The organism is Deltaproteobacteria bacterium HGW-Deltaproteobacteria-2 (assembly GCA_002840505.1).
GTDB lineage: Bacteria > Desulfobacterota > Syntrophia > Syntrophales > Smithellaceae > Smithella.
In genome coordinates this window covers 456,970-471,683 of sequence record PHBC01000001.1, presented here as the reverse complement: position 1 = coordinate 471,683, position 14,714 = coordinate 456,970, and the positions used below count along the sequence as shown (strand labels likewise).

The following is a 14,714-nucleotide window of genomic DNA, read 5'->3' as shown; positions in this document are numbered from 1 at the left end:
AAATATAAGATAACGTTTGAGTATATCTCAATACTAATAAATGTGTATGAGGAGGCCGTATGCAGAAAAAGAAGCTCTATGATAAAGATTCGATGACCGCCGATGAGCGGCTTGAAAAGGTTATTAAGTGTGAAAAACCGGATCGCGTGCCGGTTTCCATGATGATTTACTATTATGCACCCTACCATACCGGTACGAGCATGGGCGAATACCTGAGAAATCCTGAGACATACAAGCAAGTGATGCATAAGGTTTATGCGGATCTTGGACCCTGGGATATTTACTACAATATCAATCCTTACTCACGCCTCGTGTATACTTTTGTGATGATGATGCGATCGCTGTGGCCGGGGGTGGATCTTCCCCTCGATGATGTTGTGCAGACCGAAGAAATTGAGTACATGCGGCCGGAAGATTATGATGAGATTTTGAACGATACATCCTGGGGCGCTAAGTATTGGGGTGACCTCATTTTTCGCTTGAAGATGCTTCCGCGTTTCAGTCTGGACGTTGAGGGATATGGTCTTCCCCGATTATCTATGAAAGTGCTTACAGGCCTCCTTGGCCAGGTTGTGTTCTGGAGGCGCGACTTCAAGTGGTGGGAGAAGCAGGGACTGGCGGTGCAAATGGGCTATCAGGCTGAAATGCCGTTTGATACTTTTTCTCAAGGCAGAAATGTAATAAACTTTTCCAAAGACCTCTTCAATGTACCTGATAAGATCGGAAAAGCGGCTACCAAACTTGCAGACGGGTATGCGGCGTTCGCGATCCTCACGGCCAAGCTGATGGGTATACCAAGGGTACAATTATACCTGCACCGTACATCTAATAGCTTCATATCTCCGCGGCATTTCGAAAATCTGGCTTTCCCCAGTATGGAGATTATTATCAATCGGCTGATCGATGCCGGAATCACACCGATACTCCATTGCGACGGCGATTGGCTGAAGAACCTCAAGATCATGCGCCGCCTGCCTGCTAAGAAATGCATCCTGCAAATGGATGGTATGACCGATATTTTCCGTGCCAAGGAAGAGATCGGAGATCGCATGTGTATTTTCGGTGACGTATCCGCCTCGCGACTGGTGATGGGCAGTCCTCAGGAAGTGGATGAATATTGTCATCGCCTGATTGAAGAGGTAGGCAAAGGCGGAGGATTTATTCTGGCTGGCGGGTGTGAAATTCCAGCCAATTCCCGTCCGGAAAACCTTAAGGCTTTGATTAATTCTGTATACAAATACGGATACTATTAATAGCTGCGATGTAAAGGATGTAACGGTTATGGATAAAGTTATCATAGATGAAATCCCATTCGTACTTGATGTGAATCTATTGGTAAATAGCTTGCGACTGCAAAATAATCCTTCTGCAATTGATACTGTAACCAAGCTGGCGACCGATGCCATGCGAATTGGCAGACCGAAAGCTTTATATAAAATTGCATTAGCTAAATATCCCGACGAGGATGTAGTAGAGATTGATGCAATTTTATTGCATAGCCGTCTCTTAAAAAACAATCTGGGCAAGTCTGACATCGTGCTCCCCTTCCTGTGTACTTGCGGCACAGAGATGGAAGAATGGTCGCAGCAGTTTACCGATATTGTTCAGAAGTATTGGGTAAATACGATTCAAGACTTTGCTCTCGGTAGTGCAATACATGCCTTGGAAACATCAATTAAGCAACGCTATCAACCCCGGAATCTATCCGCAATGAATCCCGGATCATTGACTGATTGGCCGATTCAGGAACAGCAGAATCTGTTTCATCTGTTCGGAGACGATGCTGTTAAGATTGGGGTCACTCTTACGGAAGGTCTCATGATGAAACCGCTTAAATCCATGTCAGGGATCTTCTTTGCTTCTGATGAAGGGTTTGTCAACTGTCAATTATGTCCCCTGGAAAAATGTCCGGGTCGTAGAGCTCCATATCAAAAATCGCTGGCACATTCAGCTGATCACAAAGAGTGTGATGCATAGATTCAACCGGAGACAAAGAGTGTATGGCTATTCTTCTTGGTATTGATACCGGCGGCACCTATACCGATGCCGCCCTGCTTGATGATGAAAAAGGAGTTATCGGTTTTGGTAAGTCTCTGACGACCAAACATAATCTCTATCTCGGCATCCGTTCCGCTGTGGAAGCGGCCTTGCCTGATCCACCCCCCGAAATCAATCTGGTCTCTCTTTCAACGACATTAGCAACTAATGCCGTGGTTGAAGGACGAGGATGTCCTGTCTGCCTGTTACTTCTGGGGTATCCACCGGATGCCTTGGATCGTGAGGGACTTAGCCAGGCCTTGGGAAGCGACCCGGTGGTTTTCATAGATGGTGGGCATACCATCACGGGTGAAGAGCAGAGGCCTCTTGATCTGAATGCGGCACGTCAGGCGATTACTATGCATGCCGGCCATACGGCAGCTTTTGCCGTGTCGGGTTATTTAGGTGTCTATAATCCCAGCCATGAACTGGCCGTGCGCAATATGGTGCGTGAACTGACCGGTTTGCCGGTTACCTGCGGACACGAACTAACTTCAAACCTCAACGCACCACGCCGGGCGCTCACAACCGTCTTGAATGCCCGTCTCATTCCATTACTGCAACAACTCATACAGGCGGTGCAGGACATGTTGTCTGAGAAGGCTATCCATGCGCCCCTCATGGTAGTTAAGGGAGACGGTTCCCTTATAAAGGCTAGCGTAGCGTTGGAACACCCGGTGGAGACAATTCTATCCGGTCCGGCCGCGAGCGTGGTTGGGGCGCGGTACTTATCGAAAATGGAAGATGTCTTTGTGGCGGACATGGGAGGTACCACGACCGACATCGCCATCCTCCGTGCAGGTAAACCCATACTTAATGAAGAAGGGGCAATCATCGGCGGATGGAAAACCATGGTGGAGGCTGTGTCGGTGCACACGTCCGGATTGGGCGGCGACAGCCAGATTACCTGGGATAAATCCGGAGATATGTTTCTCGGTCCTACCCGCATGGTTCCCTTGAGTCTTTTGGCCCATCAATATCCGGCAGTCCTCGCTGCCTTACGTCAACAAGTGTCTCAAGCATCATTCAAGCTTCATGACGGGCAGTTTGCCCTGCGCCAAAGACCATTGGATGTTGCTCGGGAAAACCTTACGCCGTTTCAGACTATGGTGTGGGAAGCTTTGGCAGATGGTCCTGTAGCTTTGGATTTGCTACTTGAGTCTGAGGTGACCATGCTTAAGTCATATGCCTTGGAACGGTTAGTTGAGCATGGCCTGGTGGTGATCAGCGGATTCACACCCACAGATGCCGCGCACGCCTTGGGGTACATTCAAGAATGGTCGTTAGAAGGAGCGAATTTGGGAGCCGAACTCATGGCGCGACAAGCAGGAAAGTGCACTTCAGTGTCGATCATGCAGATCCGCGACCTTTGCCAAAAGGTAGTACATCAAATAACCGTACAAGCAGGGAAGGCAATTGTGTCTACCGCCCTGGCCGAAGGGTATCACATGAACATGAATGGTAAAAATTCGCTTGGCCGCCTTCTGGTTGATCAAGCATTGGCTGGCCAGGATGATCTCGATACCTTGATGGGGGTGAGTTTAACCTTACGTCGGCCATTGGTGGCGATCGGAGCTCCCGTACGTACTTATTTCCCGGCTGTTGCCGAAAAGATGCATACGCAGCTTATTATCCCCGACCATGCTGAAGTCGCTAATGCCGTTGGTGCCGTGGCTGGCAGCGTTATGCAAACCTTACGTGCTTTCATTAAACCTCTTGCTCCGGAAAGATTTCGTGTTCACCTGCCTGTCGGCATTCAGGACTTTGACAACTTTGAAGAGGCCATTGCCTATGCTACTGAAGAAGCACGTAGCTTAGCTGATGAGCATGCACGGTATGCCGGAGCGTCCGCTGTTCAAGTTCATATCAGTCGTAAGGATCAGATCATTGATTCAGGTAATGGTGTCCCTAGTGGAGGATTTTTTTTAGGCACAGAGATCAAGGCTACCGCCATCGGCAGACCCAAACTGGCAAACGGTTAAATAAGGAGGAATAGATTGAAAACAAACATGGAACAATGGAGGAAAAACATAATCCGGTCCGATAAAAGACTCGCCTTCCCGATCATGACTTATGTTGGCTTGTCCTTGACAGGCATGAACGTTTTGGATGTGGTCAAGGACGGCGAGAAACAATCGCACTGCATGCAAGCCCTGGCAGACCGCTACCCTTCGGCTGGCTTTGTCACCATCATGGACCTGTCGGTCGAGGCCGAGGCCTTTGGCGCTCAGGTGAAATATGCCGAGAACGAAACTCCCACGGTGATTGGACAACTCGTATCCGATCAATCCTCAGCATTGGCTCTCACGATACCGGACGTAGGTGCCGGCCGAACAGCAGTCTACCTGGATGCGGCAAAGCGCGCTGCTGCAGCCATTCTTGACAGGCCTGTTTTTGGCTGCCATATCGGTCCTTTCTCTTTGGCTGGGCGATTGGGAGAAATGAGCAAAATATTTATGAACCTCTTAAGCAACCCCGGTATGGTGCATATAGTGCTGGAGAAGTGCACCCAGTTTCTGATTAGCTATGCCAACGCTTATAAGGCTGCCGGCACTCAAGGCATATTCATTGCTGAACCGGCCGCGGGCCTCATATCCCCGTCGCAGTGCGAGGAATTTTCATCGCGTTATGTCAGCCGAATTGTAGCAGCGGTACAAGATGAGAACTTCACAGTTGTTCTTCATAATTGCGGCAATACGAAAAAACTCGTTCCCACCATGCTTTCCACCGGGGCGCAGGGCTTCCACTTCGGAAATGCCGTAAACATGACGGATATTATGCCCCAAATTCCGCAACACATCCTGGCTTTTGGAAATCTTGACCCGGCAACGGTTTTCAAACAAGGAACTCCCGAAGAAATTAAGGACAAAACAAGAGCGCTACTTGAGTGTATGTCCGAATACCGTAATTTTGTGCTGTCTTCAGGCTGTGATATACCACCCGGGACGCCGACGAGTAGTATAGAAGCTTTCTTTGCCGCTGTTGATGAATACGACCGGCAGGCATCGAAAAACTAAATCTCGCATGCTCTTCTTAATCATGATGGGATCAAAAATTGAAGAAGGATGATTATGAAATGAAAGCATATACTCTCACTCTTCTACCTGACGCAACAAGGGTAAACATTTCCGAGGACACGCTCTTGGCAGATGCCTTGGTGGATGAAGGTGTTCCTCTTATTATGCCGTGCGGCGGTAAAGGAGTCTGCGGGAAATGCAAGGTTAAAGTAGAAGGGCGGCTTTCGGGAAAAACTGATATGGAAGCAAAAGTGCTCCACGATCAGCCGGGCTATCGTCTGGCTTGTCAGACCATGATTACCGGAAATGCGCGCGTTCATGTCCAAGAGAAGCCGCCTGTTACCATTGCACATTGCCCTTCTCTTGATGTTCATGCCGATTATGGTATGGCAGTTGATATTGGTACTACAACTATTCAGGTCGCGCTGGTTGATCCCTTGCACCAAAAAAGCTACCTGCTGGACAGTTTTTTTAACCCCCAAAGAAGATATGGTCATGATGTCATTTCAAGAATTGCAGCAGCGCATGAGCCGCGTGTTTTCCGAGATTTAATCCGGATCATACGCAAACGCATTTATGCATCCATGGTAGACATCCTCAAGTCTGTCAACCTTTCGCCGCAGAGAATACGGCAATTGATCATAGCGGGCAATACCACGATGCTGCATTTTCTTTTCGGCCTGGATGTGACTTCCATGGGTATTTATCCCTATCAGGCTCAACGCCTCGATTTTCATGGATTCAAACCGGAAGATATCGATAGTCATAATATCTTTCCCAACGCTCAAGTGCTGGCTCTGCCGGCTGCTTCCGCTTTCCTGGGCAGCGATTTAGTCGGAGGACTTACCCTGTGCCATACAGAAGGATTTTGCAGGAATACTTTTTTTATCGATATGGGAACCAATGGTGAGATGTTCCTGATTAATTCCTCGGGTCAAATTGCGGCCGCCTCCTGTGCCATGGGACCGGCTCTGGAGGGCATGAATATCAGTTGTGGTATGACGGCTGATTCAGGAGCCATTATTCACATTCGGCTGAATCAAGATATCTTGGAATATGAAATGATCCCTAATGGATCGCCTGTCGGAATAACAGGCACAGCCGTCATCGATCTTCTCTCCGTTCTCCTTGAGACTGGTCATCTGACCTCGAGTGGATCATTTCATCCCCAGATCGAAACCAGAATCCTTCCTGCTCCGATGCGATATGAACACACTGCGAAGGGCAAACAGATTAATTTATGGGGAAATATAGCATTGACCCAGGCAGATATTAGAAGCGTTCAATTGGCCAAAGGTGCAAGCCTTGCCGCGGCTAATATTTTATTGAGAGAGGTAGGTTGTTTACCAGAAGATATTGAACACGTTATAGTTGCCGGCACTTTTGGTCAAAATATTGAACCAGGTAATCTCCGCCGTTTGAAATTTATTCCTGATTTTCTCTCGGCACAATATCATTTTTTAGGCAATACCAGTTTGAAGGCTGCCGAAGGGGCCTGTCTTGATAAAGAATTCATAACCAATTCCTATCTGTTGCGTGACAAAATTCAAGAGGTCGATCTTGTGCGTCATCCCGATTTCGAACGAGAGTTCATCGCGGCGCTGAATTTCTAGTTCTTGACTGAGGCGATTATTTCTATGTTGAGATACTCACTGTGGCGTCCAATGGACTGAAAATTTATTTTATAAACAGTCATCAGAATTTTTTACCAAAAAAGTGATCAGGAATCCTCTCAATCCAGGATACAGGACTTAAAGCCTTTTAAGATTTCATTTGAAGAAATGGGATGGCTGATGATGCTTAGCGTAGCATCCATCCACTCTGTATTTTCAAAAATCTTTATTCGGTAGTTACCTCTACTATAATGTACCTCGAAAAGCCCATTTTCAGATTGAAATCTAACAAATCCTTTGAGCCTTATTATATCTTCAGGTAACGACTTAAGCCATTGTTCGAATTTATCGCGGAGAATTCTGGTTTCTATTTTAAAGGCAAAAGAGTGGTAATTATCCGTGTTAACCGTTTCTTTGCTTCCTGCAAAACAACAGGTGGCGCCTTTTAACACAGAATTAAGATCGATGTCACAATCAACCGCACTAATCAGTTGAGCGGTGGGATTAATTGTTGCGATATCGGTTTCTGTTTTTTTCACATCCATTGAAGCTATGTCTGTTTTGTTTAAAACAATTATATCAGCAGTCATAAGTTGTTTTTCTATAAGAACATAGTCCCTATGATTGTTGCCGTGCCGGCTGGTGTCATAAACAACAATAATCTTGTTGATTAAAACATTAGAATTTAGAACAGAACTAATACTCTGTAATACTCCGGCCGGGTCACCAATACCTGTGGTTTCAATATAAACTGGTGCTCCGGGGTTTTGTGCTATTATACGTTGTAATGATACCAATAATTCATCTCGGTTACTGCAGCAAATACATCCGCCAATAACTGAAGTTACTTGCAGTCGTTCGTCGGCAATAATTTTGCTATCGATATCAAAATCACCAAATTCGCTCATTATAACCTGTGGTTGATTACCCCGTACAAACTCCCAATCGATGAACCTCTTTAAGAGAGTAGTTTTTCCACTTCCGAGAAAGCCGCTAATTATGACTATGGGGGTTTTATTTTTCATGTTTTTCATTCAAATTTCCAAAATTATCCATCATCCTGTTTCACTTGTTTGAGATGACACAAAAATAATTGATAATAAGTGCCTCATGGAGAGTTCTTATCTGGTCATGGTGTATTTCTGTTCATCTTTGGGGACGTACCATTTGATGAAATTGTATTCCAGTCCAATGGGTGCGGGTTCAATGCCCCGAAAACGGTTGTGTGTGATGATCAATGCATCAGGAACGTAGAGAAACGTGTAGGGCTGATCCTCCGCTAGAATTTCCTGAAAGCGGTCATAATATTTTTTTCTTTGGCTCTGGTCGAAGGTGGTGCGTCCCTTTTCCAGTATTCTGTCCACTTCCGGATTATTGTAGGAGATAAAATTCAGTTCTTCCGGCTTTGTTTTGCTGGAGTGCCAGACATCATAGGCATCAGGATCAAGCGGAATTGTCCAGCCCATAATCACTGAATCAAAACGACGCTTGTTGATAAAGTCTGTCACAAAGGCCGACCATTCAAGTATACGGATTTTTACTGTGATGCCGACTTCCTTAAGCTGCCGCTGAATAATTTCCGCGCATTTCTGCCTTGTCTCATTGCCCTGATTGGTAACTATTTCAAAAACGAAGGGTTTGCCGTCTTTTTCCAAAACGCCTTCACTATTTAACTTCGTCCACCCTGCCTCACGCAACAGTTCACGCGCCTTTTGCGGATCGTAATTGTATTTTTTAACGTTATCATTGTAAGCCCATGTGCCATGTTTGTAAGGGCCGGTTGCCGGTTTACCCAGTCCCAGCAGTACGCCGCTGATAATTTCATCCTTGTTAATGGCATACGAAATTGCCTGCCGCACTCGCTTATCGATAAAAAGCGGATTTTTCAGATTGTAGCCAAGGTAAGTATACGCAAAATTAAGGTAGCGATACTTGTTAAAATTATTTTTAAACAAATTGTTTTCTGTCTGCCGTGTGTATTGCAGAGGTGTCAGTCCCATCATGCCGAGGTTCTGGGCACGCAATTCCAGAAACATTGTGGCGGTATCGGGAATAATCCGCGTGATCTGACCGTCGATATAGGGACGCCCTTCAAAGTAATCGGGATTGGAAACAAGAACGATTTTCTGTCCGGCAACCCATTCCTTGAATTTGTAAGGCCCCGTGCCGATAGGATGACGTGCCAGCGGACTTTTGGTAATATCTTTTCCCCATAGTAAATGTCGGGGCAAGATCGAACTGCCCCAACTGATCAGTGCCGGAGCGAAAGGTTTCCCATAAGTTACACGGAAAGTGTAATCGTCAAGAGCCTCAGCCTTTTTTACCATTTTAAAATCTTCCGCATAAGCCGTGGGCGTTTTCGGGTCAACAGTGACCTGATAAGTGTAGAGAACATCAACGGCGGTAAATGGTTTACCGTCATGCCATTTTACACCTTTGCGCAGATGAAAAGTAATAACCAGGCCTTTGTCAGTTATGTCCCATGATTCAGCCAGATCACCAACGATGTTCATATCCTTGTCGTATTTGACGAGGCCGTTGAAAACCATGCCGGAAATATTATGGGAAGCCGAATCGGAAGCCAGAAGCGGAATCAGGTTGCTGGCATCGCCGATTTCACCTCTGACCAGTATATCGCCATAAGCAGGTGGTTTGTCGGATAAAGGTTGAACTTTATCTGCCGAAGGTTTTCTATCGCAGGCGGTTAAAGATATGATGATCAGAGATATAATGGACAAAACACGAAATGCACGCATGGGAGGAAATTAGCGCAGTAATCAAACCATTGCAATAAAATTTTACAAGTTGTAATATAAAAAAATTGGACTATTTTTATGGCTAAAGAAAAGAAAAATAAATCATTCTTCGCCCGGTTTTCCGAATCGTTTAGAATAAAAGCCACCGGCATTTGGGATATTTTAGTTGATGCGGCGAAAAATTATAGAATTAACGGTGATGTCAATCAAGCGGCCGCAATGGCTCTTTATACAATTCTATCAATAATTCCTCTTTTTATTCTCACGATTATTGCCGCTGGATATTTTTTCAGTTCTTATCCGAATATTTCAGAAGATATAATAGGCGCTATCAGAGCATTTCATCCTTACTTTTCCGAAAAGCTTCTGACTCAGCTTGCACAGATTGAAAGAAAAAAACATTTGCTCGGGTGGGCGGGAGTGCTGGGACTCATAGGTCTTTCATCCATGATCTTTAATTCCATGGAAACAGCGCTGAATATTATTTTTCGTTCCCGGAAGAAACGAAATTATTTTGTTTCCAAATTATTGGCTCTTTCGATGATCCCCATAGGATGGATTGTCGGCAGTGTCAGTTTGGTAATAAGCGATGTCGCCACTCTACTGGTCAAGCAATCCGTGGAAATAGCCGAGGGATTTAATATCTCTCTCGGTGTTATATCCGGAGCTTTGTTGCGCTATGCTGTTCCATATTTTATTACAGTGATTTTCTTTTACTTCCTTTATCGTGTTATCCCCGCGGATAAAATTCGGTCCCGCGTTGCCTTGGTCGGTAGCGCTTTGTTTGCTCTGCTTATGGAAGTTGCCAAGCAGTTCTTCACCTGGTACATAGCCAATTATACACGTTATGATATAATTTTTGGTACGTTGGGAACCATGGTTATTGTGGTTATTTGGGCATTTTATGTCGCTTTGATATTTTTATTTTGCGCGGAACTCATGTCGTCATATCAACGGCGTGATATTATTCTGTTAGAAAGAGCAATGCTCGAATCCAAACAACCCGGCCTATCTGAGTAAATGTTTTATCGAAGATGCAGGCAAGGTAAGAAAGTCTTACTCTTCCTGACGCCATGGTATTATGATTAATACAAATCAGTGTCCACGTTTCTTCCTGGGCCTATGTTTGTCAGCCTGTTTCTTCTCACGCTTAAGGGCTTTATTGCGCTTAAAATTGTTAACAAATTCCTTTGAAGCGAGATAAGTATCTGCGAAAGATACAATGAAGGACTCTTTGTATTTCGGCGGGACAAGTGTAAGGGGCCACATGTGTTTTCTGATGATATCTTCTTCTATTTCATTCAAAGTAAAATGTTTTCTGGCATTGGCAAGGGCGATCTTGGGATGTTCGATGCCGTGATTTTTTTCCGCAGGAAGATCCGGAACGTCATGATTCCTCCAGTCATATAGGAAAAAGTCATGAAGGAGCGCACCGCGGGCGGCAGATCGGTAATCAAGTTTCATAAACTTGCATGCTCTGTATGAGAAATAAGATACATCCATAACGTGATCATAAATTGAGGAATTATGATGATGATGCAGCTTAAGCTTCAGGAATTCGTCATGGGCCTGAATATCGCTAATTATATCGTAAAATTCATGTTCAAAAGCCTTCCTTCCCTCCATGTGCAGAACAATTTTTTCCTGAATAGATTTCATAAACGTGCTCATCCTGTTCTTAATCCCTGTGTTGATGTTGTTATTGATATATCTTCTCAGGTCAGGATATGCAGTACGAAGTCGTTTAAAGGAGCTTAATATCTTTTCAATCTCAGCGTCGGTCATATTGAAATATTCGGAATACAGATAGGTGATCTTTCTTTTAAACGCGGCAAGTGAAGCGATGGAAAAAACAAAATCTGTGATGCCGTAAACCACAATAACAATGGGAAAAATACGGAGTAAGGATTCGTCAAAGGAGCGCACGTAACGCAAAACAACCGGATGGATGAAGGTCACAAAAGCCAGAGCCATTATCGTCCAGAATGTCGAGAAAAGCAGACATACTCTTCCCTGAAAATTAAATTTATAATCCGAATAGTCCCACAGTTTTAATTTGAATATTTTTTCGAAGGCTAATCCGGTGAAATATTCTATCAGGGTTAAAACAAGACTGTAAACGATCAATTCCATGAGCAGAGGCCAGGGATGAATTAAAGATTGCAGACCAATGATAAACGCGGCGCCGAATCCGTAAATGGGGAGAAACGGACCGAATAAAAAACCGGCATTGATGAACTGTCGTTGAGAAATGGACCGATATACGACTTCGATGACCCATCCCATAAAAGAGTAAATTGTAAAAAGGATGATTATTTGAGAAACTGTTACATTATTAAATGTCATTGGATATATTTATCACATCTTTAAGATTAATGTTAAAGTTCTGCCTGTAACCTGAAGTTTAGTGTTCTGAATTAAGAAAAACATTAGTTAAATGGATTGTGTAAAATGTCTATAATATTAATGACCTTTTGTCAATGAATCTCTGCCGCTCCTATGTCGCTGAAAACAAAAGAATTAAGGTTTATTTAAAATCACGGGTATAAACCAAAAAGCAACCTATGGTCGTTCATACAATAGTCCCACGTCGCTTCGCTCCTGGGATAGTTCGTCCAGCAAATTTCAGTGCGCTACGCTTCTGAAACTTGGGACTCACTAAATTGGAGTTTCACGAACAAAAAACGGTGCATGATTGGAAGTGAAAAATTCCGGTGTGCGTCTGAGTATCGGCGCTATTACCGGATGCTTTTTGAAAGTTTTTTCTAAAAAATTACGCACGGCAGGCCTTTGCCAGCCGAAGGGGTGCTGAAAATTCTTGTACAAAGACAGATCGCCTTCATAAAAATCATGCGTGGCCAGATTTTGTGCCTCGACGCTGCGGGCTGGTAAATTGAAGATCGCCAGATTCAAAAAGTCGATGCAATCGTAATGCTGACAAACAAAATCCAGCGTTTTTTCCGCACTTTTCTCATTTTCCGGCGGCGTGCCGAAAAGAAAATAGCAATAGGTGGCAATGCCCGCTTTTTTGATTTTTTTTAAAACGGCGGAAGCCATCGACAAATCAATACCCTTGTTTAATTGATCAAGCACGTCCTGATCGCCGGATTCAATACCCAGTTTGAGCATTGCACAGCCGCTACGTTTTAAAGATGAACAAAAATCATCATTCGCCAAATGTTTAGTGACTCTTGTGAAACCATACCATGGCGCGCCAGGAGGGTCTTTGGTCATAGCCGCAAGCAGTGACGGAGATATGGAGCTGTCCAAAATATGAATCAAAGAAGGATTCATCTTCCTTGTCAGACTTTGTAAATCATACGTTACTTGGGATATTTCCAGAGACATGTAAGCATTGCGCTCCGCATTTTCCGGACAGAATGCGCATTTGTGCCAGTAACAACCTTGCGCACTGCTGTAAGGCAGGATCGGGCCGGGTGATAAATATTGTTCATTTGGAAAACAATCGTAGTCGGGCGGGCAGTTGATATTGCCATCTTTAACTTCCAAAATCTCCAGTAATTTTTGTTCTCCCGCGCCTTCCACTATTTCATCTGCGAGACCACTGAAAGTATTTTTGTTCGCTCCGAGCTTTATCCATGATGTGACAAGCGATCCACCTAAAATAATTTTTTGTTGGGGATGGATTTGCTTGATAAAACCGATCATGGCCAAAGTGCAGAGAGCCTGACTCAAATAGTTTAAGGAAAAACCGATAAAATCAGGATTCTTTTCCAAAGCTTTCATCAGACGATGTTGAAAATAAGGATAGAAAGGATTGTTTTGTGGTTTTTCTGCCGCGGATATTAAGTTTGCGCTCTTAACCGGTGACAGATGTTTATCCTGATAATCGGCAAGCGACAGATCAACATGCCATGATTTTCCAGCCATATTTAAAATATGGTTGATATCCATAACCGCCCGCTGATAGCGGCTAGGATTTTGATAAGTTTCTGAGTTTCGTAAGGCCCCAAGATTGCCTTTCATATTTTTTGTCGCGCGCATTGTCCATTTGTCTGTTTTAGAGTTGTTTGCTGCGGTGTGCTCCAGCAGATAGAGAATACCTTCCATATTGGCGTCGATAATCTCGTGTTGAATACTGTTTGCAGTCAGGCACGCGGATAACCTGGCAATGCCGGCGGGCGGTTCTGAACATTTGGCCAGCGGCGGGTGGATTAGAATTATTTTTAAGGGCATGGATTATTTATTAATCTAAGTATTTTTATTTGTCTGATATTCCTTTAATATCTAATTCTTGCCTGCGCAAGGCCAATTTTGCAGTGCATTTTTGCTGCTTGACAGCCGTTGATCTTTACGCAATAGTCATCGGGTATAAAAGCGGACGTTATTTTTTCAATAAAAAGAATTAAAATAATCAATGAAACTACATTGATCAACGATGCTGAAAGGTTGCTTTTGCCTGTGGCCTTGCTTTTTCTTAATAAATGATTATGTTGGCTGCATAGTTTAAAAAAGAATTCAGACTCTGGTAATTCGTGAAGATTAAATCTTTTGGTAATAAATTAAAAAAAATAAGTTTGTTGGCTGTTGCACTATTGATGCTGCTGACGGCTGGCAATGTTTTTTCCGCCGAAAAATATCCGGCACCGCAGGGTACAGTCAATGATTTTGCCAATGTCATTGATGCGGAAAACGCCACTAAAATGGATGCGCTTGCGCGTGAAGTTTTGGAAAAAACTGGCACGGCGATTGTCGTGGCAATCGTGCCGTCAATCGGAGAAAATGAAGATTACACCATGTATGCCAATGGTCTTTATCAGGCGTGGGGTATTGGTAAAAAAGGCGAAGATAAAGGTGTTTTAATTTTTCTTACTGTAAAAGAAAGAAAAATCCGTATCGAAACAGGTTACGGCGTGGAAGGAATTTTACCCGACGGTTTAGTCGGTGAAATACTCGATAAATATGTTGTTCCGTTTCTTAAAGAGGGCAATTACGGTAAAGGGCTTTATAATGCGATGTATGCCTGTTCGGCATATATCGCCAAAGATGCCAAAGTTCAATTGAGTGGCTCTCCCATGCCGTATCGTCCGCACAACCGCGCGCAGCAAAAAGGCGTTAACGTTTTCGGGCTTATTTTTTTCTTCATCGCGGCGGTTCTGCTTTTAGGTACAAGAAAAGGCAGGGAAATGCTTCCCTGGATATTGCTTTTATTCTTGAGTGGCGGCCGCGGTGGTGGTGGCGGCGGTTTCGGTGGAGGATTTGGCGGTTTCGGCGGAGGAATGAGCGGCGGCGGCGGAGCCGGCCGTGGTTTTTAATATAATTTCAGGGTG

Annotated in this window: 11 protein-coding genes; 7 read left to right on the top strand and 4 right to left on the bottom strand. The window is 44.4% G+C overall.

The features are described 5' to 3' along the window. Positions 1-59 precede the first annotated feature (59 nt). From CVU62_02195 to CVU62_02175, 5 genes are read left to right on the top strand one after another with little or no spacing between them, the layout of a single operon-like run. The gene (locus CVU62_02195) at positions 60-1,253 is read left to right on the top strand and encodes a hypothetical protein (GenBank protein PKN39029.1); all 1,194 of its coding nucleotides are present in this window, start codon (positions 60-62) and stop codon (positions 1,251-1,253) included. 28 nt (positions 1,254-1,281) lie between these two features. After that, entirely contained in the window at positions 1,282-1,977 is a 696-nt protein-coding gene (locus CVU62_02190) for a vitamin B12 dependent methionine synthase (GenBank protein PKN39028.1), read from the top strand. A 23-nt stretch (positions 1,978-2,000) separates the two neighbouring features. Beyond that, a complete protein-coding gene (locus CVU62_02185) occupies positions 2,001-4,019 on the top strand; it encodes a hypothetical protein (GenBank protein PKN39027.1) in 2,019 nt (672 codons plus the stop codon). A gap of 27 nt (positions 4,020-4,046) precedes the next feature. Then, complete coding sequence (locus CVU62_02180) at positions 4,047-5,054, top strand: methyltransferase (GenBank protein PKN39447.1); 1,008 nt, start codon at positions 4,047-4,049, stop codon at positions 5,052-5,054. Between the two features lie 59 nt (positions 5,055-5,113). Continuing rightward, positions 5,114-6,667 carry a hypothetical protein gene (locus CVU62_02175; protein ID PKN39026.1) on the top strand — a complete coding sequence of 518 codons (1,554 nt, stop codon included), beginning with the start codon at positions 5,114-5,116 and terminating at the stop codon, positions 6,665-6,667. Between the two features lie 119 nt (positions 6,668-6,786). On the opposite strand, the gene CVU62_02170 is transcribed toward CVU62_02175, so the two are convergent. Further along, the gene (locus CVU62_02170; GenBank protein PKN39025.1) at positions 6,787-7,701 is read right to left on the bottom strand and encodes a hypothetical protein; all 915 of its coding nucleotides are present in this window, start codon (positions 7,699-7,701) and stop codon (positions 6,787-6,789) included. Between the two features lie 87 nt (positions 7,702-7,788). Next, entirely contained in the window at positions 7,789-9,423 is a 1,635-nt protein-coding gene (locus tag CVU62_02165; GenBank protein PKN39024.1) for a peptide-binding protein, read from the bottom strand. Between the two features lie 78 nt (positions 9,424-9,501). On the opposite strand from CVU62_02165, the gene CVU62_02160 reads away from it, so the two are divergent. Further along, the gene (locus CVU62_02160; GenBank protein ID PKN39023.1) at positions 9,502-10,443 is read left to right on the top strand and encodes a hypothetical protein; all 942 of its coding nucleotides are present in this window, start codon (positions 9,502-9,504) and stop codon (positions 10,441-10,443) included. A gap of 75 nt (positions 10,444-10,518) precedes the next feature. On the opposite strand, the gene CVU62_02155 is transcribed toward CVU62_02160, so the two are convergent. Next, the gene (locus CVU62_02155; GenBank protein ID PKN39022.1) at positions 10,519-11,769 is read right to left on the bottom strand and encodes a hypothetical protein; all 1,251 of its coding nucleotides are present in this window, start codon (positions 11,767-11,769) and stop codon (positions 10,519-10,521) included. A gap of 312 nt (positions 11,770-12,081) precedes the next feature. Next, positions 12,082-13,608, bottom strand: coding sequence for a radical SAM protein (locus CVU62_02150; GenBank protein PKN39446.1), 1,527 nt, complete (start codon positions 13,606-13,608; stop codon positions 12,082-12,084). A gap of 311 nt (positions 13,609-13,919) precedes the next feature. Between CVU62_02150 and CVU62_02145 the strand changes: the two genes are divergently transcribed. Beyond that, a complete protein-coding gene (locus CVU62_02145; protein PKN39021.1) occupies positions 13,920-14,699 on the top strand; it encodes a hypothetical protein in 780 nt (259 codons plus the stop codon). Positions 14,700-14,714: the final 15 nt, after the last annotated feature.